The sequence below is a fragment of the Blastococcus sp. KM273128 genome (assembly GCF_021698975.1).
Classification (GTDB): Bacteria; Actinomycetota; Actinomycetes; order Mycobacteriales; family Geodermatophilaceae; genus Blastococcus.
The window spans coordinates 1-18,456 of sequence record NZ_SSXA01000019.1 but is presented as its reverse complement, the minus strand read 5'-3'; the positions used below and the strand labels follow the sequence as shown (position 1 = coordinate 18,456).

Annotated in this window: 17 protein-coding genes and 1 pseudogene; 9 read left to right on the top strand and 9 right to left on the bottom strand. The window is 76.1% G+C overall.

The window, feature by feature from the left end:
* Nucleotides 1-6: 6 nt before the first annotated feature.
* Both E9529_RS07985 and E9529_RS07980 read right to left on the bottom strand, forming a co-directional pair.
* The gene (locus E9529_RS07985; RefSeq protein WP_236830611.1) at nt 7-759 is read right to left on the bottom strand and encodes a thioesterase family protein; all 753 of its coding nucleotides are present in this window, start codon (nt 757-759) and stop codon (nt 7-9) included.
* Complete coding sequence (locus tag E9529_RS07980) at nt 756-2,180, bottom strand: MFS transporter (RefSeq protein WP_236830646.1); 1,425 nt, start codon at nt 2,178-2,180, stop codon at nt 756-758. Before E9529_RS07980 ends, E9529_RS07985 begins: the two co-directional genes overlap by 4 nt.
* Before the next feature lie 87 nt (nt 2,181-2,267).
* On the opposite strand from E9529_RS07980, the gene E9529_RS07975 reads away from it, so the two are divergent.
* Nucleotides 2,268-2,735 carry a helix-turn-helix domain-containing protein gene (locus tag E9529_RS07975; protein ID WP_236830610.1) on the top strand — a complete coding sequence of 156 codons (468 nt, stop codon included), beginning with the start codon at nt 2,268-2,270 and terminating at the stop codon, nt 2,733-2,735.
* Nucleotides 2,736-2,948: 213 nt separating this feature from the next.
* Here the strand turns inward: E9529_RS07975 and E9529_RS07970 are convergent, their stop codons facing one another.
* Together E9529_RS07970 and E9529_RS07965 are read right to left on the bottom strand one after the other, a co-directional pair.
* Nucleotides 2,949-3,503, bottom strand: a complete 555-nt coding sequence (locus tag E9529_RS07970; RefSeq protein ID WP_236830609.1) for a hypothetical protein — start codon at nt 3,501-3,503, stop codon at nt 2,949-2,951.
* A complete protein-coding gene (locus E9529_RS07965; protein ID WP_236830608.1) occupies nt 3,503-4,636 on the bottom strand; it encodes a serine hydrolase in 1,134 nt (377 codons plus the stop codon). The genes E9529_RS07970 and E9529_RS07965 overlap by 1 nt, the downstream gene beginning before the upstream one ends.
* 147 nt (nt 4,637-4,783) lie before the next feature.
* On the opposite strand from E9529_RS07965, the gene E9529_RS22395 reads away from it, so the two are divergent.
* From E9529_RS22395 to E9529_RS07945, 4 genes are all read left to right on the top strand, one after another.
* Entirely contained in the window at nt 4,784-7,495 is a 2,712-nt protein-coding gene (locus E9529_RS22395; protein WP_304505597.1) for a hypothetical protein, read from the top strand.
* Nucleotides 7,485-8,315 carry an ABC transporter ATP-binding protein gene (locus E9529_RS07955; RefSeq protein WP_236830607.1) on the top strand — a complete coding sequence of 277 codons (831 nt, stop codon included), beginning with the start codon at nt 7,485-7,487 and terminating at the stop codon, nt 8,313-8,315. The genes E9529_RS22395 and E9529_RS07955 overlap by 11 nt, the downstream gene beginning before the upstream one ends.
* Nucleotides 8,312-8,962: an ABC transporter ATP-binding protein gene (locus E9529_RS07950; RefSeq protein WP_236830606.1), complete on the top strand. Its 651-nt coding sequence runs from the start codon at nt 8,312-8,314 to the stop codon at nt 8,960-8,962. The genes E9529_RS07955 and E9529_RS07950 overlap by 4 nt, the downstream gene beginning before the upstream one ends.
* A 79-nt stretch (nt 8,963-9,041) precedes the next feature.
* Entirely contained in the window at nt 9,042-9,683 is a 642-nt protein-coding gene (locus tag E9529_RS07945) for an NAD(P)-dependent oxidoreductase (protein WP_236830605.1), read from the top strand.
* 45 nt (nt 9,684-9,728) lie between these two features.
* Here the strand turns inward: E9529_RS07945 and E9529_RS07940 are convergent, their stop codons facing one another.
* Nucleotides 9,729-10,352, bottom strand: coding sequence for a dihydrofolate reductase family protein (locus E9529_RS07940; protein ID WP_236830604.1), 624 nt, complete (start codon nt 10,350-10,352; stop codon nt 9,729-9,731).
* A 73-nt stretch (nt 10,353-10,425) separates the two neighbouring features.
* Nucleotides 10,426-11,331, bottom strand: coding sequence for a sensor domain-containing diguanylate cyclase (locus E9529_RS07935; protein WP_236830603.1), 906 nt, complete (start codon nt 11,329-11,331; stop codon nt 10,426-10,428).
* Between the two features lie 161 nt (nt 11,332-11,492).
* Here E9529_RS07935 and E9529_RS07930 point away from each other — a divergent pair, with 161 nt between their 5' ends.
* Nucleotides 11,493-12,701, top strand: coding sequence for a globin domain-containing protein (locus E9529_RS07930; RefSeq protein WP_236830602.1), 1,209 nt, complete (start codon nt 11,493-11,495; stop codon nt 12,699-12,701).
* A gap of 43 nt (nt 12,702-12,744) precedes the next feature.
* On the opposite strand, the gene E9529_RS07925 is transcribed toward E9529_RS07930, so the two are convergent.
* Nucleotides 12,745-13,827: an alkene reductase gene (locus E9529_RS07925; protein WP_236830601.1), complete on the bottom strand. Its 1,083-nt coding sequence runs from the start codon at nt 13,825-13,827 to the stop codon at nt 12,745-12,747.
* 261 nt (nt 13,828-14,088) lie between these two features.
* Between E9529_RS07925 and E9529_RS22650 the strand changes: the two genes are divergently transcribed.
* On the top strand, nt 14,089-14,412 hold the full coding sequence (locus E9529_RS22650) for a nuclear transport factor 2 family protein (protein ID WP_236830600.1): 324 nt from the start codon (nt 14,089-14,091) through the stop codon (nt 14,410-14,412).
* A gap of 152 nt (nt 14,413-14,564) precedes the next feature.
* On the opposite strand, the gene E9529_RS07915 is transcribed toward E9529_RS22650, so the two are convergent.
* On the bottom strand, nt 14,565-16,427 hold the full coding sequence (locus tag E9529_RS07915) for an ABC transporter ATP-binding protein (protein WP_308195263.1): 1,863 nt from the start codon (nt 16,425-16,427) through the stop codon (nt 14,565-14,567).
* 62 nt (nt 16,428-16,489) lie between these two features.
* Here E9529_RS07915 and E9529_RS07910 point away from each other — a divergent pair, with 62 nt between their 5' ends.
* Both E9529_RS07910 and E9529_RS07905 read left to right on the top strand, forming a co-directional pair.
* Entirely contained in the window at nt 16,490-16,906 is a 417-nt protein-coding gene (locus E9529_RS07910; protein ID WP_236830599.1) for a MarR family winged helix-turn-helix transcriptional regulator, read from the top strand.
* A 120-nt stretch (nt 16,907-17,026) separates the two neighbouring features.
* A complete protein-coding gene (locus E9529_RS07905) occupies nt 17,027-17,584 on the top strand; it encodes a DUF421 domain-containing protein (protein ID WP_236830598.1) in 558 nt (185 codons plus the stop codon).
* On the opposite strand, the pseudogene E9529_RS07900 reads toward E9529_RS07905, so the two are convergent.
* Nucleotides 17,585-18,151 (bottom strand): annotated as a pseudogene (locus E9529_RS07900) (hypothetical protein); the annotation flags it as partial.
* Nucleotides 18,152-18,456: the final 305 nt, after the last annotated feature.

The following is an 18,456-nucleotide window of genomic DNA, read 5'->3' as shown; positions in this document are numbered from 1 at the left end:
TGCCGGTCAGCCGGCGAGGAGCCGCCGCGTCTGCCGGCCGCGGGCGACCAGTGCGCCGTCCTCCGCCCGGAGCTCGACGTCGTCGACGGCGACGTCGTCGTCGCACCAGACGGTCCGCTGGTCCACCCGCACCCACGCCCCCGTCGCCGGCACCGGCCCGGCGAGGTGCGCGGTCAGCTCGACCGTCGGCATCGCCGCCGGGGTGGTGCGGACGGCGAACAGCGACGGCGGCAGCGCGTCGAGCAGCACCCCCAGCTGCACCAGCGGCGGGAGCTCCGCACCCCGGACGCGCACCCAGGCGTGCAGCCGCGGCTCGCTGCCCCCGGCCAGCGGCCGCGACGTGCCCAGGGCCCGGATCTCGGTGTGCTCGGCGACCGGCACGTACTCGCGCGGCAGCTCGAACGGCACGCCGTCGGCCACCCGCGGCCGCTCCACCGGCGCCCCGTGCTCGACGCCAGCCGACGCCGGGCGCGCCAGGGTGAGCACCTGGGCCACGGCTCGCAGCTCGCCGTCCTGCCGGAGCTCGCTGCGCACGCTGCCGGTGCGGCCGGTCCGGTCCGCCGCGGCGGTCACCTCCGCCTCGACGCCGGCGGCCACCCCGCCGAGCAGGTGCGCGGTGCCCGCCCGCGGCGGCGCGCCCGCCAGCGCGGCGGCGGCGTCGAGCAGGTGGCCGACGACCAGCCCGCCCTGCGTCGCGGTGAACGAGCGCCAGGTCGGGTCGAAGGTGAGCCGGCGTCCGGTGGTGGTCGTGGTGGTCACGGTGCTCCCTCTCGCGCGACGGGGGTGAGGTCGGGGTGCCGGGCGCGGCCGATCGCCAGCGACAGCGCGCTGGCCGCGGCGGCGAGGACGACGACGAGCAGCCACCCCCGGTCGGAACCGGGGAGCTCCCCGCCGCTGCGGGCGACGGCGGCCAGCAGCAGCGCCACGCCGAGCGTTGCGCCCAGCTGCCGGGACGCCCCGAAGGTGGCGGTTCCGGTGGCCAGGGCGCCCGGGGGCAGCGCGGAGGACGCCGCCGCCGACAGGTTGGTGAGGGTGAGCCCCACGCCGAGGCCGGTGAGCAGCTGCCCGGGCAGGAAGTCGGCCAGGTAGCCCGGCTCGGCGCCGACCCGGGTGAGCCACCACAGCCCGCCGAGGGCGAACAGCGCCGTCCCCGCCGCGGCCACGACGCCGCAGCCGACCCGCGCACCCAGCCGGCCGGCGGGCACCGCGGCGAGCGCGGCCAGCAGCGGCCCGGGCACCAGCGCGAAGCCGGCCTCGACGGCCGTGTAGCCCCAGCCGCCGGTCAGCCACAGCACGTTGCCCAGCAGCATCGCGGCGAACGCGGCCATGAACGCCGCGATGGACAGGCAGGCCAGCGCGAACGCCCGGGCGCGGAACAGCGGCAGGGGCAGCACGGGCACCGTCCCGCGCGGGGCGCGCGCCGCCCGGGCGACGACCAGCCCACCCGCGAGCGCAGCGACGGCGAAGGAGCCGAGGACGACCGCGTCGGCCCAGCCCCGCTCGGGGGCGTCGACCAGCGCGTACGCCAGCGCACCGACGGCCAGCACGAGCAGGGCGGTGCCGACGACGTCGGGACGGCGGGTCTCGGCCTCGTCCCATGACTCGGGCAGCACCCGCAGGCCCACGACCAGGGCGGCCACGACCACCGGCAGGTTGACCAGGAACACCCACCGCCACGACGCCTCGACCAGCAGCCCGCCGATCGGTGGCCCCAGCGCGGCGGCGACCCCGCCGACGGCCGACCAGACCGCGATCGCCTGCGCCCGCCGGACCGGTGGGAAGGTGTGCAGCAGCAGCGCCAGCGACGTCGCCGTCACCAGGGCGGCACCGGTGGACTGGACGACGCGGAACGCGACCAGGCTGCCGACGTCCCACGCCAGCGCGCAGCCCAGCGAGCCTGCGCCGAAGGTGGCGAGGCCGGCGAGGAAGACCCGCCGCCGGCCGATGCGGTCGGCGACCCGGCCCGCCGGGGCGAGCAGCGCGGCGAAGCCGATCGTGTAGCCGTTGAGCACCCAGGACAGCGCCGTGGTCGAGGCGTCCAGCGACCGGCTCAGCGCGGGGAACGCCACGTTGACGATGAACAGGTCGAGGGCGGCGAGGAACACCGCCGCCGACACGACCAGGAGCACCAGCCCCGGCCGGGTCGCCCGGGACGCCTGCCGTTCCGCCGTCGTGCGCATGGGCACCCCTGCGTCCTCATTGGTTCGGTTTCCGAACCGGATGCGCCGGACGCTACACGACCCGGTTCGATCTGCGAACCTGTAGGCATGACGACGCGGCTGGACGAGCTCCCGGGCCGGCGCTGCTCCATCGCCGGCGCGCTCGACGTCGTCGGCGACCGGTGGGCGCTGCTGATCGTGCGCGAGGTGTCGCTGGGGGCGCACCGGTTCAGCGACATCCTGCGCGGCACCGGCGCCCCGCGGGAGCGGCTGGCCGCCCGGCTGGCCGCCCTCGTCGACGCCGGGGTGCTGGAGCGGCGCGAGTACAGCCGCACCCCGCCCCGTGCGGACTACCACCTCACGCGGGCGGGCCTGGACCTGCTGCCGGTGCTGCAGGCGCTCATGCAGTGGGGCGACCGCCACGTGGCGGACACGCCCCCGGTCGAGCTGCACCACCACGGGCACCGCATCAGCGCCTCGTGGGTGTGCGACGTCTGCGGGGAGCGGGTCGGGCGGGGCACCGAGCGGCACGTCCCCGACGGCAGCGAACCCGGGCACGGCCCGCTCCCCCGCTGACCCGCGCTACCGGCCTCCGGGACCGCCCGAGGTCGACCAGGCGGGCCGGCTCCGGGGGCTGACCCCGGGAAGTGACCGACTTCCGGGAAATCGGGCTTCCAGCCGGCAGCCTGGCCCCGATTTCCCGGATGTCGGCGGGCGGATCAGGCGGGCGGGGCAGGCGGGCGGCACCTCCAGGCCCCAGGACCCGGCGCCTGCGCACCCGTACGGGGGTCAGGGCAGGCGGCCGGTGGCCTTGAGCTCGACCGCCGTCAGCACCTCCCAGCGGACCGCCGAGCTGCCCGGCCGGATCAGCCGCCAGTAGCGGTCGAACCGGCGCCGGGTCACCTCGTCGGTCGAGGCCACGCGGGTCTCCGAGCTCAGCTCGGTCCCGCCGCCGTGGCGGGTCAGCCGGAAGTCGATCGCCGCCTTGACCCAGCCGCGCTGGGTGAACCGGCGGAAACCCTGCGCGTCGAGCACCGGCCCGTCCTCGCCGCCGTCCAGGCGCCAGGCCTGCAGCGGGCCGCCGAAGACCACCGACGACGGCGCCTCGGCGCCCAGCAGCGGCACCGGCAGCGCGTCGAGGAACGGCCGGTCGTGCAGCTGCCCGGACCCGCGGCCGGAGAGCACCACCGGCAGGAACCGGGCCGCGCCGAGCACCAGCGTCACCGGCAGCTCGGAGAGCCGGACCGCGTGCAGGGCATCCCAGACGGCGGCCGGCTCCGCCGCGATCCAGCGCGCCTGCCGGGTGACGTGCTCCGGCCGGGGCAGGACGTCGTCGAGGTCCATCAGCCCAGCGCGTCGTAGACGGCCCGCACGTAGGCCTCGCTGCGCGGCGAGCCGATCAGCCCACCGCCCATCTTGTTCATCATGTAGGTGATCGTCAGCCGCCGGTCGAGGTCCACCACCGCCAGCGAGCCGCCCCAGCCGCCCCAGAAGAAGGTCCGGCCCGCCGGCACGTAGGGCACCGTCGGCGAGCCGAGGCAGAAGCCCGTCCCCCACCGGAACGGCGCGCCCAGCACGAGGTCGACCCCGTCGGCCTGCACCTCGAGGACCTGCTCCACGGTGGCCGGCCGCAGCAGCCGCACCCCGCCGGCCTCGCCGCCCAGCGCGAGCGTGCGCAGCACCCGCATGACGCCGCGGGCGTTGGAGTGCCCGTTGAGGGCGCCGAGGTCGGCGGCCCGCCACGCGGGGCTGTTGGCGGCCTTGGCCGAGGCCAGCGGGCCGGTGAAGGTCTTCACCGACACCGACTCGGGGTCCAGCGTGCGGGGGTCGACGTCCGGGCGGGGCGGGGGCACCACCGGCGCGATGCGCGACACCTCGGACTCGCGGGCCCCGATCTGGAAGTCCGCGCCCAGCGGGTCGGCGATCCGGTCGGCGACGAACTTCTTGAACGTCGTGCCGGTGATGCGCCGGATCACCTCGCCGACCAGGTGGCCCTGGTTGTTGGCGTGGTAGCCCGACGCCGTCCCCGGCTCCCACCAGGGCCGCTGCTGGGCCAGCCGCTCGGTGGCCGAGGGCCAGTCGTACATGTCGCGGATGGAGAAGGGCTGCTCCCAGCCCGAGACGCCGGAGGTGTGCGAGAGCAGCTGCCGCACCCGCACGTCCTTCTTGCCCTTGGCGCAGAACTCCGGCCAGTAGTCGCCCACCGGTGCGTCGAGGTCCAGCTCGCCGCTGTCGGCCAGCACCAGGGCGGCCAGCGCCAGCACGCACTTCGTCGTCGACCAGACGTTGACGATCGTGTGCTCGGACCACGGGAGGGTGCGCGCCTCGTCGCGGTAGCCGCCCCAGAGGTCGACGACGGTCTCGCCGTCGAGGTCCACGGCGACCGACGCACCGAGCTCCTCGCCGTCCAGCTGCTGCGCCAGCGCCTCGCGCACCCCCGCGAACCGCTCGTCGCACCTGCCGTGGACCTCCGCCATGGGACCTCCTCGCTCGCCCGCGACCTCGTCGTCGCGCCCGGAACCGATCATGGACACACTCCCCGGCCCGGCCGCGGCGCGCCACCCGTCCGGGTCTCGCGGCCGCGGGGCTGGGAACGGTCATCCGGCACCGCTAGGTTTCCCGCGATGACCACCCTGCGACCGGCGCTGCGCCGCCTGCGGCTCCGGCTGGTGCCGGTGCCGGCGCAGGCCCTCGGCCTGGCCCTGCTGGTCGTCGTGCTGGCCGCGACGCTGGTGTCCGCGCCGCTCATGGTGGCCGGCGCCGAGCAGGGCGCCTGGGAGCAGGAGCGCGAGCGGCTCGGCGAGACCGTCGTCGGCGCCACGCTGGGCAGCTCGACGCAGGCCCGCCGGCTGCGCCCCGGGGACGCCCCCGTCTCCCGGGCCACCGACTTCGCCGACGCGGTCACCGCCGCGGCCCGCCAGGCGGGCGTGGGGCGGGACGGGCTCGGCGCCCCCACCACCTTCACCCGGCTGATGGACCCGATGGCCTGGTTCGCACCTGGCGGCGCGGGCCCGGTCGAGCTGGTGTCCCTCACCGGCGCCGCGGAGCACGTGGAGGTCGTCGCGGGCGCCGCAGACGGCACCGGCGTGCTCGTGCCCGAGGAACTGGCGGCCGCCGCCGGTGTCGGGCCCGGTGACGGGCTCACCGTTGCCGCGGAGGGCTCGCCGGACTCCCCGGAGCTGCGGGTGAGCGGGGTCTACGCCGCACCGCAGGCGCCCTACCCCGGTTTCTGGGCGCCCTACGGCTACCTCCACCGCCCCGTGTGGAACCCGCAGAGCGGGAACCTCGAGTACCCGCCGCCGGTGGTGATCGCGCCGCTCGACCTCGCCGTCTCGACCGCCGCGACGCTGGACCGCGACCTCTTCCTGGAGTGGTTCCTCCCGCTGCAGCCGGGGCTGCCGGTCGCCCGCGTCCGCACCGCGGTCGGCGCCGTCGAGCGGCTCCAGGTGACGATGGCCTCGCCCGACTCCGCCGTCGCCCAGCTGCTGGACGAGGAGGGGTACCAGGCCCCGGTGGCCCGGTCCGGGCTGCCCACGGTCCTCGACCGCGTGGACACCACCCGCGCGCTGCTCGAGCCCCCGGTCCGCGCCGTCGGCATCGGCGGCGGGGCGGCGGCGCTGGTCCTGGTCGGCGCCTGGGCGGCCCACCGGGTGCGGCGCCGGGACGACGAGCTCCGGTCGCTGGTCGTCCGCGGCCTCTCCCCCGCCCGCGCCGCCCTGCACGCCGCCGCGGAGGCGGCCCTCCCCGTGGCCGCGGGTCTCGCGGCCGGGGGCCTGGCCGGGTGGGCGCTGGTGCGCGAGCTGGGCCCGTCGACGACCCTGCCCTCCGGCGCCCTGCCGCAGGCCCTCGCGTTCCTCGCCGCCGGTGGCGCGGCCGCGCTGGCCGTCGTGGCCCTGGTGACCGCGGGGCTGACCGCCCGCCTGGACTCGATCGGCAGCGGCGCGGCGGCGCACCTGCTGGGCCGGGTGCCGTGGCTGGCGGTGACGGCTGTGGTCACCGTCGTCGCCGCCGTCCCCCTCGTCGTCGGGGACCCGGCCGATCGGGCCGGCCGGATCGACGTCCTGGCGCTGGTCGTCCCGCTGCTGGTCACCGTCGTCGTGGCCGGCGCCCTCACCGCCGTGCTCCCCCGGCTGGCCGTGGCCGCCGGCGGCCGGCTGCGCGGGCTGCCGGTCGGCGCGTTCCTCGCGGTCCGCCGCGTGCTCGCCGGTCAGGGCGCCGCCCGCGTGGTGGTGGTGACGACGGCGCTGTCGCTGGCGCTGGTCGTCTACGCCGGGGCGCTGGCCAGCTCGACCGCCCGCACCGTCGAGGTCAAGGCGGCCGTGGCCACCGGCAGCGACGTCGTGGTCCCGCTGGGCGGGCAGGGTGCCACCGGGCTGCGACCGCCGGACGGCACGGCCGTGGTGGGTACCGAGAACGACGCCGCGCTGCTGCCCGGGGACACCGGGACCGACGTGCTGGTGGTCCGGCCGGAGGAGGTCGCCGGCGTGGTCCGGTGGGACGACGGGCTGGCCGACCGCCCGCTGGACGAGCTCATGGCCGACCTGGCCGCCTACCGGGGTGACCGGGTGCCGGTGCTGCTGGCCGGCCCCGTCCCCGACAGCCTGCTCGAGGCCACCGGCGGGGAGCTCACCCTGGACTTCGACTACTACTCGCTGCCGGTGCAGGTGGTCGGCCGCACCGCCGCCTTCCCCGGCCAGGGGTCCAGCGAGCCGCTCGCCGTCGCCGACTGGGACGCCTACGTCGCCGCGCTCGAGACGGCGGGCCGCGACCCGGCGCTCGTGCTGGCGCGCGAGGCCTGGGTCCGGGGCACCCCCGGCGCGGCCCTCGACTCCCTCGCCGCGGCGGGGTACCAGGCCGACCCGGCCCGCGCGGTGCGGACGGCCGCCGAGTTCGCCGCCCGGCCCGAGCTGGCGGCGCAGACGTGGTCGCTGGCCTACCTGCGCGCGGTCGCGCTGGCCGCGGGCGTGCTGGGGCTGGTCGGGCTGGCCATGCACGCCGTCGCCCAGCAGCGCCGCCGCACGGTGGCGGCGCTCCTGCTCCGGCGGATGGGCCTGGACCGCCGGGCATCCGACGCGGCCTCCGGAGCGGAGATCGGCCTGCTCGCCGGGCTCGCCGCGCTCGTCGCCGTCCTGGTCGCCCTCCCCGCCTCGGCGCTGGTGCTGCGGGTGCTGGACCCGTTGCCCGCGCTGCAGCCGGGGGCCGTGTTCGCCGTGCCCAGGGCCGCCCTCGCCGTCGTGGCGGGCGGCGTCGTGCTCGTGACCGCCGTCGGGTCGTGGCTGGTCGGCCGCACCGCCCGGCGGGCCACCGGGGGCCAGGTGATGCGCGATGCGACGTGACGGCGGGCCCGCGGCCGCCTGCGAGGGGCTGGTCCGCATCTACTGGTCGCCCAGCGGCGAGGTGCACGCGCTCAAGGGCGTCGACGTCGTCGTTCCGGCCGGGCGGCTGACCGCGATCACCGGCCCCTCCGGCTCCGGGAAGAGCTCGCTGCTGCGCATCCTCGCCGCGCAGGACCGGCCCACGGCCGGGCGGGCCGAGGTCGCCGGGCACGCGCTCACCGGTCTGTCCGCGCGCCGGCTGCGGGCGCTGCGCCGGCGGCACATCGGCTACGTCTTCGCCCGGCCACCGCAGAACCTGCTGCCCCACCTCACCGGGCGCGAGCACCTGGCCCTGGCCGCCCGTTTCCGGGGCGTCGGCCGCGACGAGGCGCAGCGGCACGGCGCCGAGCTGCTCGACCTGCTGGGGATCGCCGACCGCGCGGACCACCTGCCCGGGCAGCTCTCCGGCGGCGAGCAGCAGCGGCTGGCGTTCGCGCAGGCCCTCATCGGCCGCCCCGCGCTCGTGGTCGCCGACGAGCCGACGAGCGAGCTCGACAGCGCCACCACCGGCGACCTGCTCGCCGCCGTGCACGAGCTCACCCGCACCGGCACCACCGTGGTCATGGCCACGCACGACCCGCTGGCCGCGGGGGCCGCCGACCAGGTCGTCCACCTGCGCTCCGGGGCGGTCGCCCACGAGGAGGTCGCCGGGCGGCGGCTGGCCGTCATCGACGGCGACGGCCGCGTCCAGCTGCCCGAGGAGGCGCTGGCCCGGTTCGCCGCTCGCCGCGTGCTCATCGACCTCACCGCGGACGGCGTCGTGCTCCGGGAGCCGTCGTGACCGCGCTGCAGGCGTCGGGCCTGCACAAGAGCTACCGCCGCGGCCGCGAACGGGTGCACGCGCTCCGCGGGGTCGGCATCGAGGTGCACCCGGGCGAGACCGTGGCGCTGCTGGGTCGCTCCGGCTCGGGCAAGACGACCCTGCTCAACTGCCTGCTGGGGTGGGAGACGCCCGACGCCGGCGAGGTGCGGGTGCCGGGGGTGGAAGCGCCGGAGCAGGCTCCCTGGACGACCGTCGCGGTCGTGCCGCAGCGCTTCGGACTGCTGGAGGAGCTGACCCTCGCCGACAACGTGGCCCTCCCCGCCCGGCTCGCCGGGCAGCCGGACCCTCTCGCGGCGGCGCACGGCGCGCTGGAGGCCGTGCGCCTGGGCCACCTCTCGAGCCGGCTCCCCGAGGAGGTCTCCCTCGGCGAGCAACAGCGCACGGCGCTGGCCCGCGCGCTCGTCGTCCGCCCGTCGTTCCTCGTCGCCGACGAGCCGACCGGCCGGCTGGACGAGGAGCTCACGGCGCACGTCCTGGCCACCCTGCGCGAGCAGTGCGCCGCCTGGGGCACCGGCGTCCTGCTGGCCAGCCACGACCCGGCGGTGATCGCGTCGGCCGACCGGCTGGTGCGGCTGCACGACGGCGCGGTTGTCGCCGCCGCGTGACGCGGAGGAGTGGAATGCCCGGCCGCCGGCGCGAGTTCCTGCGTCCGACGGCAACCGGTCGAGGCGGCGAGGAGACGACATGGCACGGATCGGCGTGTTCGGCGGCACGGGGTACGCAGGTGGCCACCTGGTGGCCGAGGCGGCCCGCCGGGGCCACGAGGTGACGTCCTGGAGCCGGTCGCTCCCCGATCAGCGGGCCGACGGCGTCCGCTACGAGCAGGGCTCGCTGCTCGACCCGGGTACCCGTGCCGCGGCGGTCGGGGCGGTCGACGTCGTGGTCGTCGCCGTGGCGCCCCGCGGGGACATGGCCGGCGAGGTGCGCGGAGGCGTCGCCGGGCTCGCCCGGGAGGCGGAGCGGGCCGGCGTCCGGCTGGGTGTGGTCGGGGGCACCGGTTCGCTCCGCGTCAGCGAGGACGGCCCGCTGGTGTACGACACCCCCGACTTCCCGGCCGAGTACCGCCCGGAGAGCGTCGAGATGGCCGGCGCCCTGGCCGAGCTGCGGGCGACGGGGGCCCTCGACTGGTTCTACGTCAGCCCGCCGGCCGGCTTCGGCGCCTACGCCCCCGGGGAGGCCCGGGGCACCTACCGCGTCGGCGGCGAGGTCCTGCTGACCGACGACGAGGGCGGCTCGTTCATCAGCGGCGCCGACTTCGCGCGCGCGCTGGTCGACGAGATCGAGCAGCCGGCCCACCGGCGGGCCCACTTCACCGTCGCCTACTGACCCGGCCGGGGCGGAGGGTTCCACGTGGAACCCTCCGCCGCGGGCTCACTCCGGCAGCGTGAGGTCCCCGGTCTCCAGCTCGCCGACCCGCTGGTAGGCCGCCATGACCGCGCCCGTCGACGTCACCTCCGACGAGGTCAGCCGCCACGACCGCGGCGCCGCGTCGTCGGCGAACAGCCGCTTGCCCGCACCCACGACCACCGGGAAGGTGATCAGCCGCAGCTCGTCGACGAGGTCCTCGCGCAGCAGCGTGTGGACCAGCCCGGCCGAGCCGTGCACCTGCAGCTCGCCGCCGTCCCGCGCCTTGAGCTCGCGCACCGCCGCGGGCACGTCGCCCTCGATCAGCCGCGCGGTCTCCCACTCCAGCGGCGCGGTGAGCGTCCGCGACGCCACGTGCTTGGTCAGCGTGTTGAGCGCCGTGCCCACCGGGTCGCCCTCGGTCGGCACCTTCGGCCAGTGGGCGGCGAAGATCTCGTAGGTGCCGCGGCCCAGGAGGAAGTCCCCGGCCGGGGCGAACCACCGCTCCATCTGCGCACCCATGGCGTCGTCGAAGTGCGGCACGAGCCAGCCGCCCCAGCGGAAGCCGCCCGCGGTGTCCTCCTTCGGGCCGCCGGGGGCCTGCATGACCCCGTCGAGGGTCAGGAACGTGGTGACGACGAGCGGGCGCATGGGGTGCTCCTTGCCTGGGAGGGTCGGTCGCCGGGGTAGACGACCGACCGCCCCGGAACTCATCGCCGGAGGGTCAGGGCAGGCGCCGCGCCCGCCGTCGCTGGGTGCTCTTGGCGCCGTACATCGCCCGGTCGGCGCGGGCGATGACGTCGTCCGCCGGCTCCCCCGGACGCCCGACGGTCGCCCCGACGCTCACCCCGATCGACAGGGGCCCGTCGGGCCCGGGGAAGGGCAGACCCATCCGGGCGAGGACGCGACGCGAGAGGTCGGCCAGCTCGGTCTCGCTCCCGACGGGGCAGACGATCACGAACTCGTCGCCGCCGAAGCGCGCCACCAGGTGCTCCGCGCCGGCGACCTCGACGAGGCGGGTGGCCACCTCGGCGAGCAGGCGGTCGCCCACCCCGTGCCCGTACCGGTCGTTGACCTCCTTGAAGTCGTCCAGGTCGCAGAACAGCAGCCCGCAGCCGGTCATCTCCAGCCGCAGCCCCAGCACGTCGAACAGCGCCCCCCGGTTGGCGATGCGGGTCAGGGGGTCGGTGCGGGTCTGCTCGTGCAGCCACGCCTCGCGGGCCCGCTCCTCGGTGACGTCGAGCCCCGCGCAGGCGATCGCGTACGGCCGGCCCGCCTCGTCCCGGAGCACGGTGTTGCGCAGGGTGATCCGCCGCAGCTCGCCGCGCCCGTCGACCCAGTCGGCCTCCAGCGGGTGGGCCGTCCCGCTCGCGATGGCCAGCCGCACGGCGTCCTCGGCGTAGGGGACGTCGCTCGGGATGACCCACACGTCGACGAACCGCCGGCCGAGCAGTTCGTCCCGCCCGAGGCCGGTGAACCGCTGCAGCGCCGGGTTGGCGAGCACGATCCTGCCCTCGGCGTCGATGATGCACAGCAGCGCGTCGACCGCCTGGACGAAGGCGCACGCCAGGTGGGCGTCCGGGAGCCCGTCGGCCGCATCGCCGCACGCCCCTCCTTCCCGCGCAGCCATCGCGCACCCACCCCCGCTGCTCGTCGGACGGACCGGTTCCCGCGCCCGGGGCGGTGACCGTACGGCGGGAGGCCCCCGCGGCGACCGGTCCGGACTGCCCCCGCACCCCGTGTTGCCTAACGTGGCCGTGGTAAGAGAAATCGAGGGGGAAGGGATTCCGCATGCTCTCCGAGAGGACTGCACCCGTCATCCAGGCCACGCTGCCGGTGGTCGCCGACAACATCCAGGAGATCGCCCGGCGGTTCTACGCGCACCTGTTCGGCGAGCACCCCGGGTTGCTCGACGGCACGTTCAACCGGGGCAACCAGGCCGAGGGCACCCAGCAGGTGGCGCTCGCCGGCTCCGTGGCGTTCTTCGCCAGCGCGCTGGTCAACCACCCCGACCGGTTGCCCGAGCAGCTCATGAGCCGGATCGCGCACAAGCACGCCTCGCTGGGCATCACGCCGGCGCAGTACCAGGTCGTGCACGACAACCTGTTCTGGGCGATCGCCGACGTCCTGGGCGACGCGGTCACGCCCGAGGTGGCCGCCGCCTGGGACGAGGTCTACTGGCTGATGGCCAACGCGCTGATCAACCAGGAGCGCGGTCTCTACAGCGCCCGCGGCGTGCGGCCCGAGACGGTCTGGCGGGAGTGGGAGGTCACGGACAAGATCCGCGAGACCGACGACGTCCTCACCTTCAAGGTCAAGCGGGTCGACGACCGGCTGGTGAAGACCTCGCTGCCCGGCCAGTACGTGACCGTGCGCCCGGTGATGCCCGACGGCGTCCGCCAGCCGCGGCAGTACAGCCTCACCGCCGCCGACGACGGGGAGCACCGCCAGTTCGCGGTCAAGCGGGTGCACGGCGGCGGCAAGCCCGACGGCGAGGTGTCCAACCTGCTGCACGACCGGGTCCAGGTGGGCGACCGGATCGAGATGTCCCTGCCCTTCGGCGACGTCGTCCTCGACGACTCGGGCCGGCCGGTGGTCTTCGCCAGCGCCGGCATCGGCATCACCCCGATGGCCGGGATGCTGTCGCACCTGGTCAACGCCGGCTCGCACCTGGACATCCGGCTGTGGCACGCGGCGCTCGACGAGCCCTCGTGGGCGCTGCGCCAGCAGGTGCTCGACGACATCCGCAAGCTGCCCAACGGGCGGATCGACGTCTGGTTCGAGCACGGCGGCGAGTGCTCGCTGCCGGTCGACGGCCTGCACGCCGGGCAGGTGGACCTCGACGAGGTCGAGCTCCCGTGGGGCGCGCTGTACTACCTGTGCGGGCCGTTGCCGTTCATGCAGGCGCTGCGCAGCCGGCTCATCGACCGCGGCGTCCCGCCGAAGGACATCCAGTACGAGGTGTTCGGCCCCGACCTCTGGCAGGCGGACCTGGACTGACGGTGAGGGGGCCGGGCGGCGTCCCGCCCGGCCCCCTCACCGCTCAGCGCCCCGCGGCCGCCAGCGTCGGGTAGTCGGTGTAGCCCTCGGACCCCGACGTGTAGAAGGTGCGCGGGTCGGCCTCGTTCTCCGGGTGCTCGCCGGCCCACCGCTCGACCAGGTCCGGGTTGGCCAGCACCGGCCGGCCGACGGCGACGGCCTCGGCGTGCGCGTCCTCGATCAGCTGCACCGCCTCCGCGCGGGTGGTGACCGTCCCGAAGCCGCTGTTGGCGATCAGCGGCCCGCCGAAGCGGCGGCGCAGCTCCTGCACCAGGTCACCGGCCGGCTCGACGTGCAGCACGCTGAGGTAGGCCAGGCCCAGCGGGCGCAGCCCGTCCACGAGCGCGCCGTAGGTGGCCAGCACGTCGGCGCGGTCGGTCTCCAGCGCGCCCTGGATGTTGTGCTCCGGGGAGATGCGCAGCCCGACCCGCCCGGCACCGATCTCCGCGGCGACGGCGGTGGCGACCTCCAGCAGGAGCCGGGCCCGGTTCTCCGGGCTGCCGCCGTAGACGTCCTCGCGCCGGTTGGACGCCGGGGAGAGGAACTCGTGCAGCAGGTAGCCGTTGGCACCGTGCAGCTCCACGCCGTCCAGGCCGGCGTCGACGGCACGGCGCGAGGCGGCGACGAAGTCGGCGACCGTGGCCCGCACCTCCTCGGTGGTGAGCGCGTGCGGCACCGGGAAGGGCTTCTTCACCCCGCCGCCGACGTGCACCTCGCCGTCGATGGCGATCGCGCTCGGGCCGACGACCCGCGTGCCGGTCAGCTCGGGGTGGGAGACCCGCCCGCCGTGCATCACCTGCATGACGATGCGGCCGCCGCGGGCGTGCACGGCGTCGGCGACCCGCCGCCAGCCGGCGGCCTGCTCGTCGGTGACGATGCCCGGCTGGCCGGCGAAGGCCCGCGACTCGTCGTTCGGGAAGGTGCCCTCGGTGATGATCAGGCCCACGCCGGCGCGCTGCTCGTAGTGCTCGACGACGACGTCGCGGGGGACGGCGGCCCGCCCGGAGCGCATGCGGGTGAGCGGGGCCATGACGACGCGGTTGGCGAGCTCGAGATCGCCCAGCCGCACGGGGGAGAACAGGTCCATGCCGGGCGCAACCGCCCGCCGCGCGACCAGGATTCCGCGATGCGTCGTTCGTCACGGCTGGAACGGCCCCGCTGCAGGGTCCCGCCGCGAGCAGGTGACGTGCTGGAACGGCCCCGTCGTAGGGACCCGGCGCGAGCGGAGCGAGTGCCGGGGGACGACGGGGTCCTTCTTCAGCCGGCGGCGTTGCGCTCCACCGCGGCCAGCGCGGCGGTGAACCCGGGTCGGTCGGCGCCCGGGAGGTCGGCGAGCAGCCGGTCGAGCGTGGCCACGTGGTCGGTGACCGCGGCGTCGACCAGCCGCGACGCCGTCCTGGCGTTCGTCGGGCACGCCGCCGAGGTCACCGGCGGCACGCTGCAGCTCACGGTCCACCGCGTGCTGGACGACGGCGAGTGGGGCGTGGCGCTGGCCACCTACACGGCCACCCGGCCCGACCGCGACCGGCCGCTGGAGAACAACCTGGCCCACGTGGCCCGGCTGCGCGACGGGCGGATCGCGGAGTCCTGGCTGCACAGCCGCGACCAGTACGCCGTCGACGAGTTCTGGGGCGAGCCCGTCCCGGCGACCGCGCAGCCGGTGGCCGGCTGACCGACGATCCCGCCCCCGTGCGCACGGCTGCGGTATTGCGCGCGCCAGAACCGCAGCCGTGCGCATCGGGGGGACAGCGCCCGCCCTGGAACGGCCCCGCTGCAGGGTCCCGCCGCGAGCTCGCGAGTGGCGGGGGGCAGCGGGGTCCTTCTTCAGCCGGCGAGGGCGGCGTCCCGCTGGGCGAGCCCGGCCAGCCGGGCGTACCGGCCGCCGAGCGCCATGAGCTCCTCGTGGGTCCCCTCCTCCGCGACCCGGCCGGCGTCGAGGACGACGATGCGGTCCGCGCCGCGGACGGTGGAGAGCCGGTGCGCGATGGTGATCGTGGTGCGGCCGCGGGCGGCCTCGTCCAGCGCGGCCTGCACCGCCCGCTCGGTCTCGTTGTCCAGGGCGCTGGTCGCCTCGTCGAGCACCAGCACGCGCGGGTCGCGCAGCAGCGTGCGGGCGATCGCCAGCCGCTGCTTCTCCCCGCCCGAGAAGCGGTGCCCGCGCGCCCCGACCACCGTGTCGTAGCCGTCGGGCAGCGCCGCGATGACGTGGTGCACCTGGGCCCGGCGGGCGGCGTCCACCAGCTCGGCGTCGGTCGCGTCGGGCTTGGCGTGCAGCAGGTTCTCCCGCACCGTGCCGTGCAGCAGGTAGGTCTCCTGGGAGACGACGCCGACCAGCCGCGCGAGGTCGGCCAGCCGCACGTCGCGGACGTCGACGCCGTCGACCAGCACCCGGCCGCTGGTGGGGTCGTTCAGCCGGGCCACCAGCGAGGCGAGCGTGCTCTTGCCCGAGCCGGTCTCGCCCACCAGCGCCAGGGTCGAGCCCGCGGGCACGGTGACGTCGACGTCGTCGAGCGCGGGGCGCACGCCGTCGGGGTAGCGGAAGCCGACGTGCTCGAAGCGCACCTCGCCGCGCACCGCCGCCGGGTCCAGCGGCACGGGGGAGGCGGGGTCGTCGATGTCGACGGGCAGGTCCAGGTACTCGAACACCCGGCTGAACAGCGCCATCGAGGCGGTGAGCGAGACGCCGATGTCCAGCAGCTGCATCAGCGGGCGGAACAGCGCACCCTGCAGCGTGGTGAAGGCGACCAGCGTGCCGATCGTCATCCCGCCCGACGTCGCGGGCAGCCCCGCGGCCAGGTAGACGAGCGCCGGGATGCCGGCGAACAGGACGCTCATCGTGGCCATCCGCCAGCGCCCGGCCAGCTGCGAGCGCACCTCGAGGTCGACCAGGAACTCCGAGGTGCCGGCGAAGCGCTGCGACTGCGCGGGACCCGCGCCGAGGGTCTTGCCGAGCAGCACGCCGCTGACGCTGAGCCCCTCCTCGACCTGGGAGTGCAGGTCGGAGAGGTGCCGCTGCCGCTGGGCGGTGATCGCGCGGCGCATGCGGGCCACCCGGCGGGTCAGCCAGATCGCCGGCGGCAGCACGACCAGCGAGAGCAGCGAGAGGCGCCAGCTCAGCACCACCATGGCGACGACGGTGCCGACGACGGTGGTGGCGCTCGCCGCGAACGAGGTGGCGGTCGAGGTCACCACCGACTGCATCCCGCCGATGTCGTTCACCAGCCGCGACTGCACCTCACCGCCCCTGGTGCGGGTGAAGAAGCCCAGCGACTGGCGCTGCAGGTGGGTGAAGACCGCCGTCCGCAGACCGTGCATGACCCGCTGGCCGACGGTGGTGGACAGCCAGGTCTGGACGACGCCGAAGACCGCCGTGACCACGGTGACGGCGAGCATCCCGCCGACCGCCCACAGCAGCAGCGGCACGTCCTCCCCGGGGATCGCCTCGTCGATGACCAGGCGGATGAGGAACGGGGTGGCCAGCGCGACCACCGAGGACGCCACGATGAGCGCCACCACGACGGCGAGCTGGGTGCGGTGCGGCCGGAACAACGCGGCCACGCGACTCCAGCGCACCGGGGAGCGCGCCAGCTGGGCGAGGTCGGCCGGGTCGGGCCGGCGGCCGGAGCTCCCCCCGCCACCGCCACCACGGCCCCCGCCGCCGGTCATCATCTCGTCGATCCCGCCCACCTCCAGGTTGCTGAGGTTACCTCACTGTCCGGTAACCGGAGCAACACCGTTACCATTCCCCCGTGGCGGAGGACCGGACCGGCGAGCTGGGCGACCTGCTCATGCGAGTGGCCCGCACCCAGCGCCGCCGCTGGCGCGAGGCGCTGGCGCCCTGGGACCTCTCCCCGCACCAGGCCCGGGCGCTGCGGGTGGTGTGCGAGCGCGAGGGCGTCCGGCTCAGCGACCTGGCGGAGGCGCTGCACATCGCACCCCGGTCGGCGACCGAGGTGGCCGACGGGCTGCAGGAGCGCGGGCTGGCCGAGCGGACGCCCGACCCCGCCGACCGCCGGGCGGTGCTGCTGCGACCCACGGACGAGGGCCGCCGGGTGCGCGGCGAGATCGGGCGGGCGCGCGACGCCGACTCCGCGGAGCTCTTCGCCCGCCTGGGACCCGAGGACCGCGCCGCGCTGGCCCGCATCCTGCGCTCCCTCGCCGACTGAGCGCTCCGCTGTGCACCTGACGGGGCCGCACCCCGCCCCGTGGGCCCGGGAAGCGCACAGCCGCGGCGGCGGACGCCCCCGAGAATGGGGCTGACCCACACCGCCGTCCGGGGAGGCCCGATGAGGGACCAGCTGGGGATCGACTGGCAGACGGCCGGCTTCGTCGTCCTGACCACCGTGTCCATGTACCTGGTGCTGGTCCTCTGCGTCCGGCTCGTCGGCCAGCGCAGCCTCGCCACGATGTCCAGCTTCGACCTGGGGTGCGCGATCGCGCTCGGCGCCGTCATCGGCCGGACCGCGCTGCTGCTCGACCCCACGCTGCTCACCGGGGTCGTCGCGATCGTCACGCTCTTCGCCACGCAGATCGTGCTGGTGCGGGTCCGGCGCAGCCGCTGGGTCGACCGGCTGCTGAACCGGCCACCCGTGCTGCTCATGGCCGGGGGCGTGCCGCTGCCGGAGAACATGCGCGCGGCGCACGTCGGCGAGGACGAGCTGCGGCAGAAGCTGCGGCTGGCCGGCATCCGCGACCTCGCCGAGGTGGGCTGCGTCGTGCTCGAGCGCACCGGGGCGGTCAGCGTGGTGCGCCGGTCCGAGCGGCTGGACCCGTGGCTGTTCTCCGACGTGCCCGGTGCCGGGCGCCTCCCCGCGGCGGAGGCACCCGGCCCGGCGTCGGGCTGACTACTGCCGGTCAGGCGGGTGCTCGGCCCGCCAGCCGTCGAACGCCTCCAGGAACGAGGCGGCCATCCGGTTCTCGGTGAGCACCTCCTCCCGGTCCCGGTCGTCGCGCATCCGGTCGGCCAGCGCCATGGTGTTGAACTTGATGGCGCGGAAGTAGGGGATGAACGAGCCGGGCGTGAAGGCGCGCTTCGACGGCCGCGGCTCGACCCCCTCGGGCGCCCACGGCCCGGGCTCGGGCAGCGCGGACAGGCCCAGCCCCTCCAGCGCGGTGAGGAAGGGCTCGTCGTCGATGCGGTCGGTGAAGTCGCGGGAGAGCTCGTGGAAGACCTCGCGGCCGTCGGGGGCCACGGCGACGACGACCGGCCGGAAGATCGAGGCCTCCTCGTCCCAGGCGCCCAGCGGCTTCGCCAGCCGGGAGCCGTCGGGATCGCTCACCCAGCGGTAGGGCACGCGCCAGGTGCGGTCGAACGCCAGCTGGACCTCGGGCGGGTCCACCGAGGCGAGCACCACCTCGGTGCCGGCGGTGGCGAGACGGGGCAGGGACGGGGCCAGGCGGACCGCCTGGGCGCAGCAGTACGGCTACCAGTCCCCCCGCAGACCTATCAGCAGCAGGGCCGCGCGGTCGTCGGACCGCAGCGCGAGCAGGTCGGCGGTGTCCATCGGCCCACGGTAGACAGACCCCCGGGGCGGCGCCGGGTGGCCGAACTCACCCCCCGTGCGGCCCGGTCGTGCCGGGAGTCACAGGGAAAAGGCTCAGGTCGACGGCAGCGCGGTCGTTGAATCGAGGAGAACCACCGACGACGAGAAGCAGGAAGCCGACGTGACCACCCCCGCTGAGCAGCAGACCACCCCCGGCCGCCGCCCCGGGGGTC

What these genes read in the sequence shown, in the direction of transcription:
- E9529_RS07955 (WP_236830607.1), top strand. Translation starts at nt 7,485, where the DNA reads ATGCGACGTGACGGCGGGCCCGCGGCCGCCTGCGAGGGGCTGGTCCGC.
- E9529_RS22395 (WP_304505597.1), top strand. Translation starts at nt 4,784, where the DNA reads ATGACCACCCTGCGACCGGCGCTGCGCCGCCTGCGGCTCCGGCTGGTG.
- E9529_RS07925 (WP_236830601.1), bottom strand. Translation starts at nt 13,827, where the DNA reads ATGGACCTGTTCTCCCCCGTGCGGCTGGGCGATCTCGAGCTCGCCAAC.
- E9529_RS07970 (WP_236830609.1), bottom strand. Translation starts at nt 3,503, where the DNA reads ATGGACCTCGACGACGTCCTGCCCCGGCCGGAGCACGTCACCCGGCAG.
- E9529_RS07980 (WP_236830646.1), bottom strand. Translation starts at nt 2,180, where the DNA reads ATGCGCACGACGGCGGAACGGCAGGCGTCCCGGGCGACCCGGCCGGGG.
- E9529_RS07965 (WP_236830608.1), bottom strand. Translation starts at nt 4,636, where the DNA reads ATGGCGGAGGTCCACGGCAGGTGCGACGAGCGGTTCGCGGGGGTGCGC.
- E9529_RS07940 (WP_236830604.1), bottom strand. Translation starts at nt 10,352, where the DNA reads ATGCGCCCGCTCGTCGTCACCACGTTCCTGACCCTCGACGGGGTCATG.
- E9529_RS07945 (WP_236830605.1), top strand. Translation starts at nt 9,042, where the DNA reads ATGGCACGGATCGGCGTGTTCGGCGGCACGGGGTACGCAGGTGGCCAC.
- E9529_RS07935 (WP_236830603.1), bottom strand. Translation starts at nt 11,331, where the DNA reads ATGGCTGCGCGGGAAGGAGGGGCGTGCGGCGATGCGGCCGACGGGCTC.
- E9529_RS07905 (WP_236830598.1), top strand. Translation starts at nt 17,027, where the DNA reads ATGAGGGACCAGCTGGGGATCGACTGGCAGACGGCCGGCTTCGTCGTC.
- E9529_RS07930 (WP_236830602.1), top strand. Translation starts at nt 11,493, where the DNA reads ATGCTCTCCGAGAGGACTGCACCCGTCATCCAGGCCACGCTGCCGGTG.
- E9529_RS07975 (WP_236830610.1), top strand. Translation starts at nt 2,268, where the DNA reads ATGACGACGCGGCTGGACGAGCTCCCGGGCCGGCGCTGCTCCATCGCC.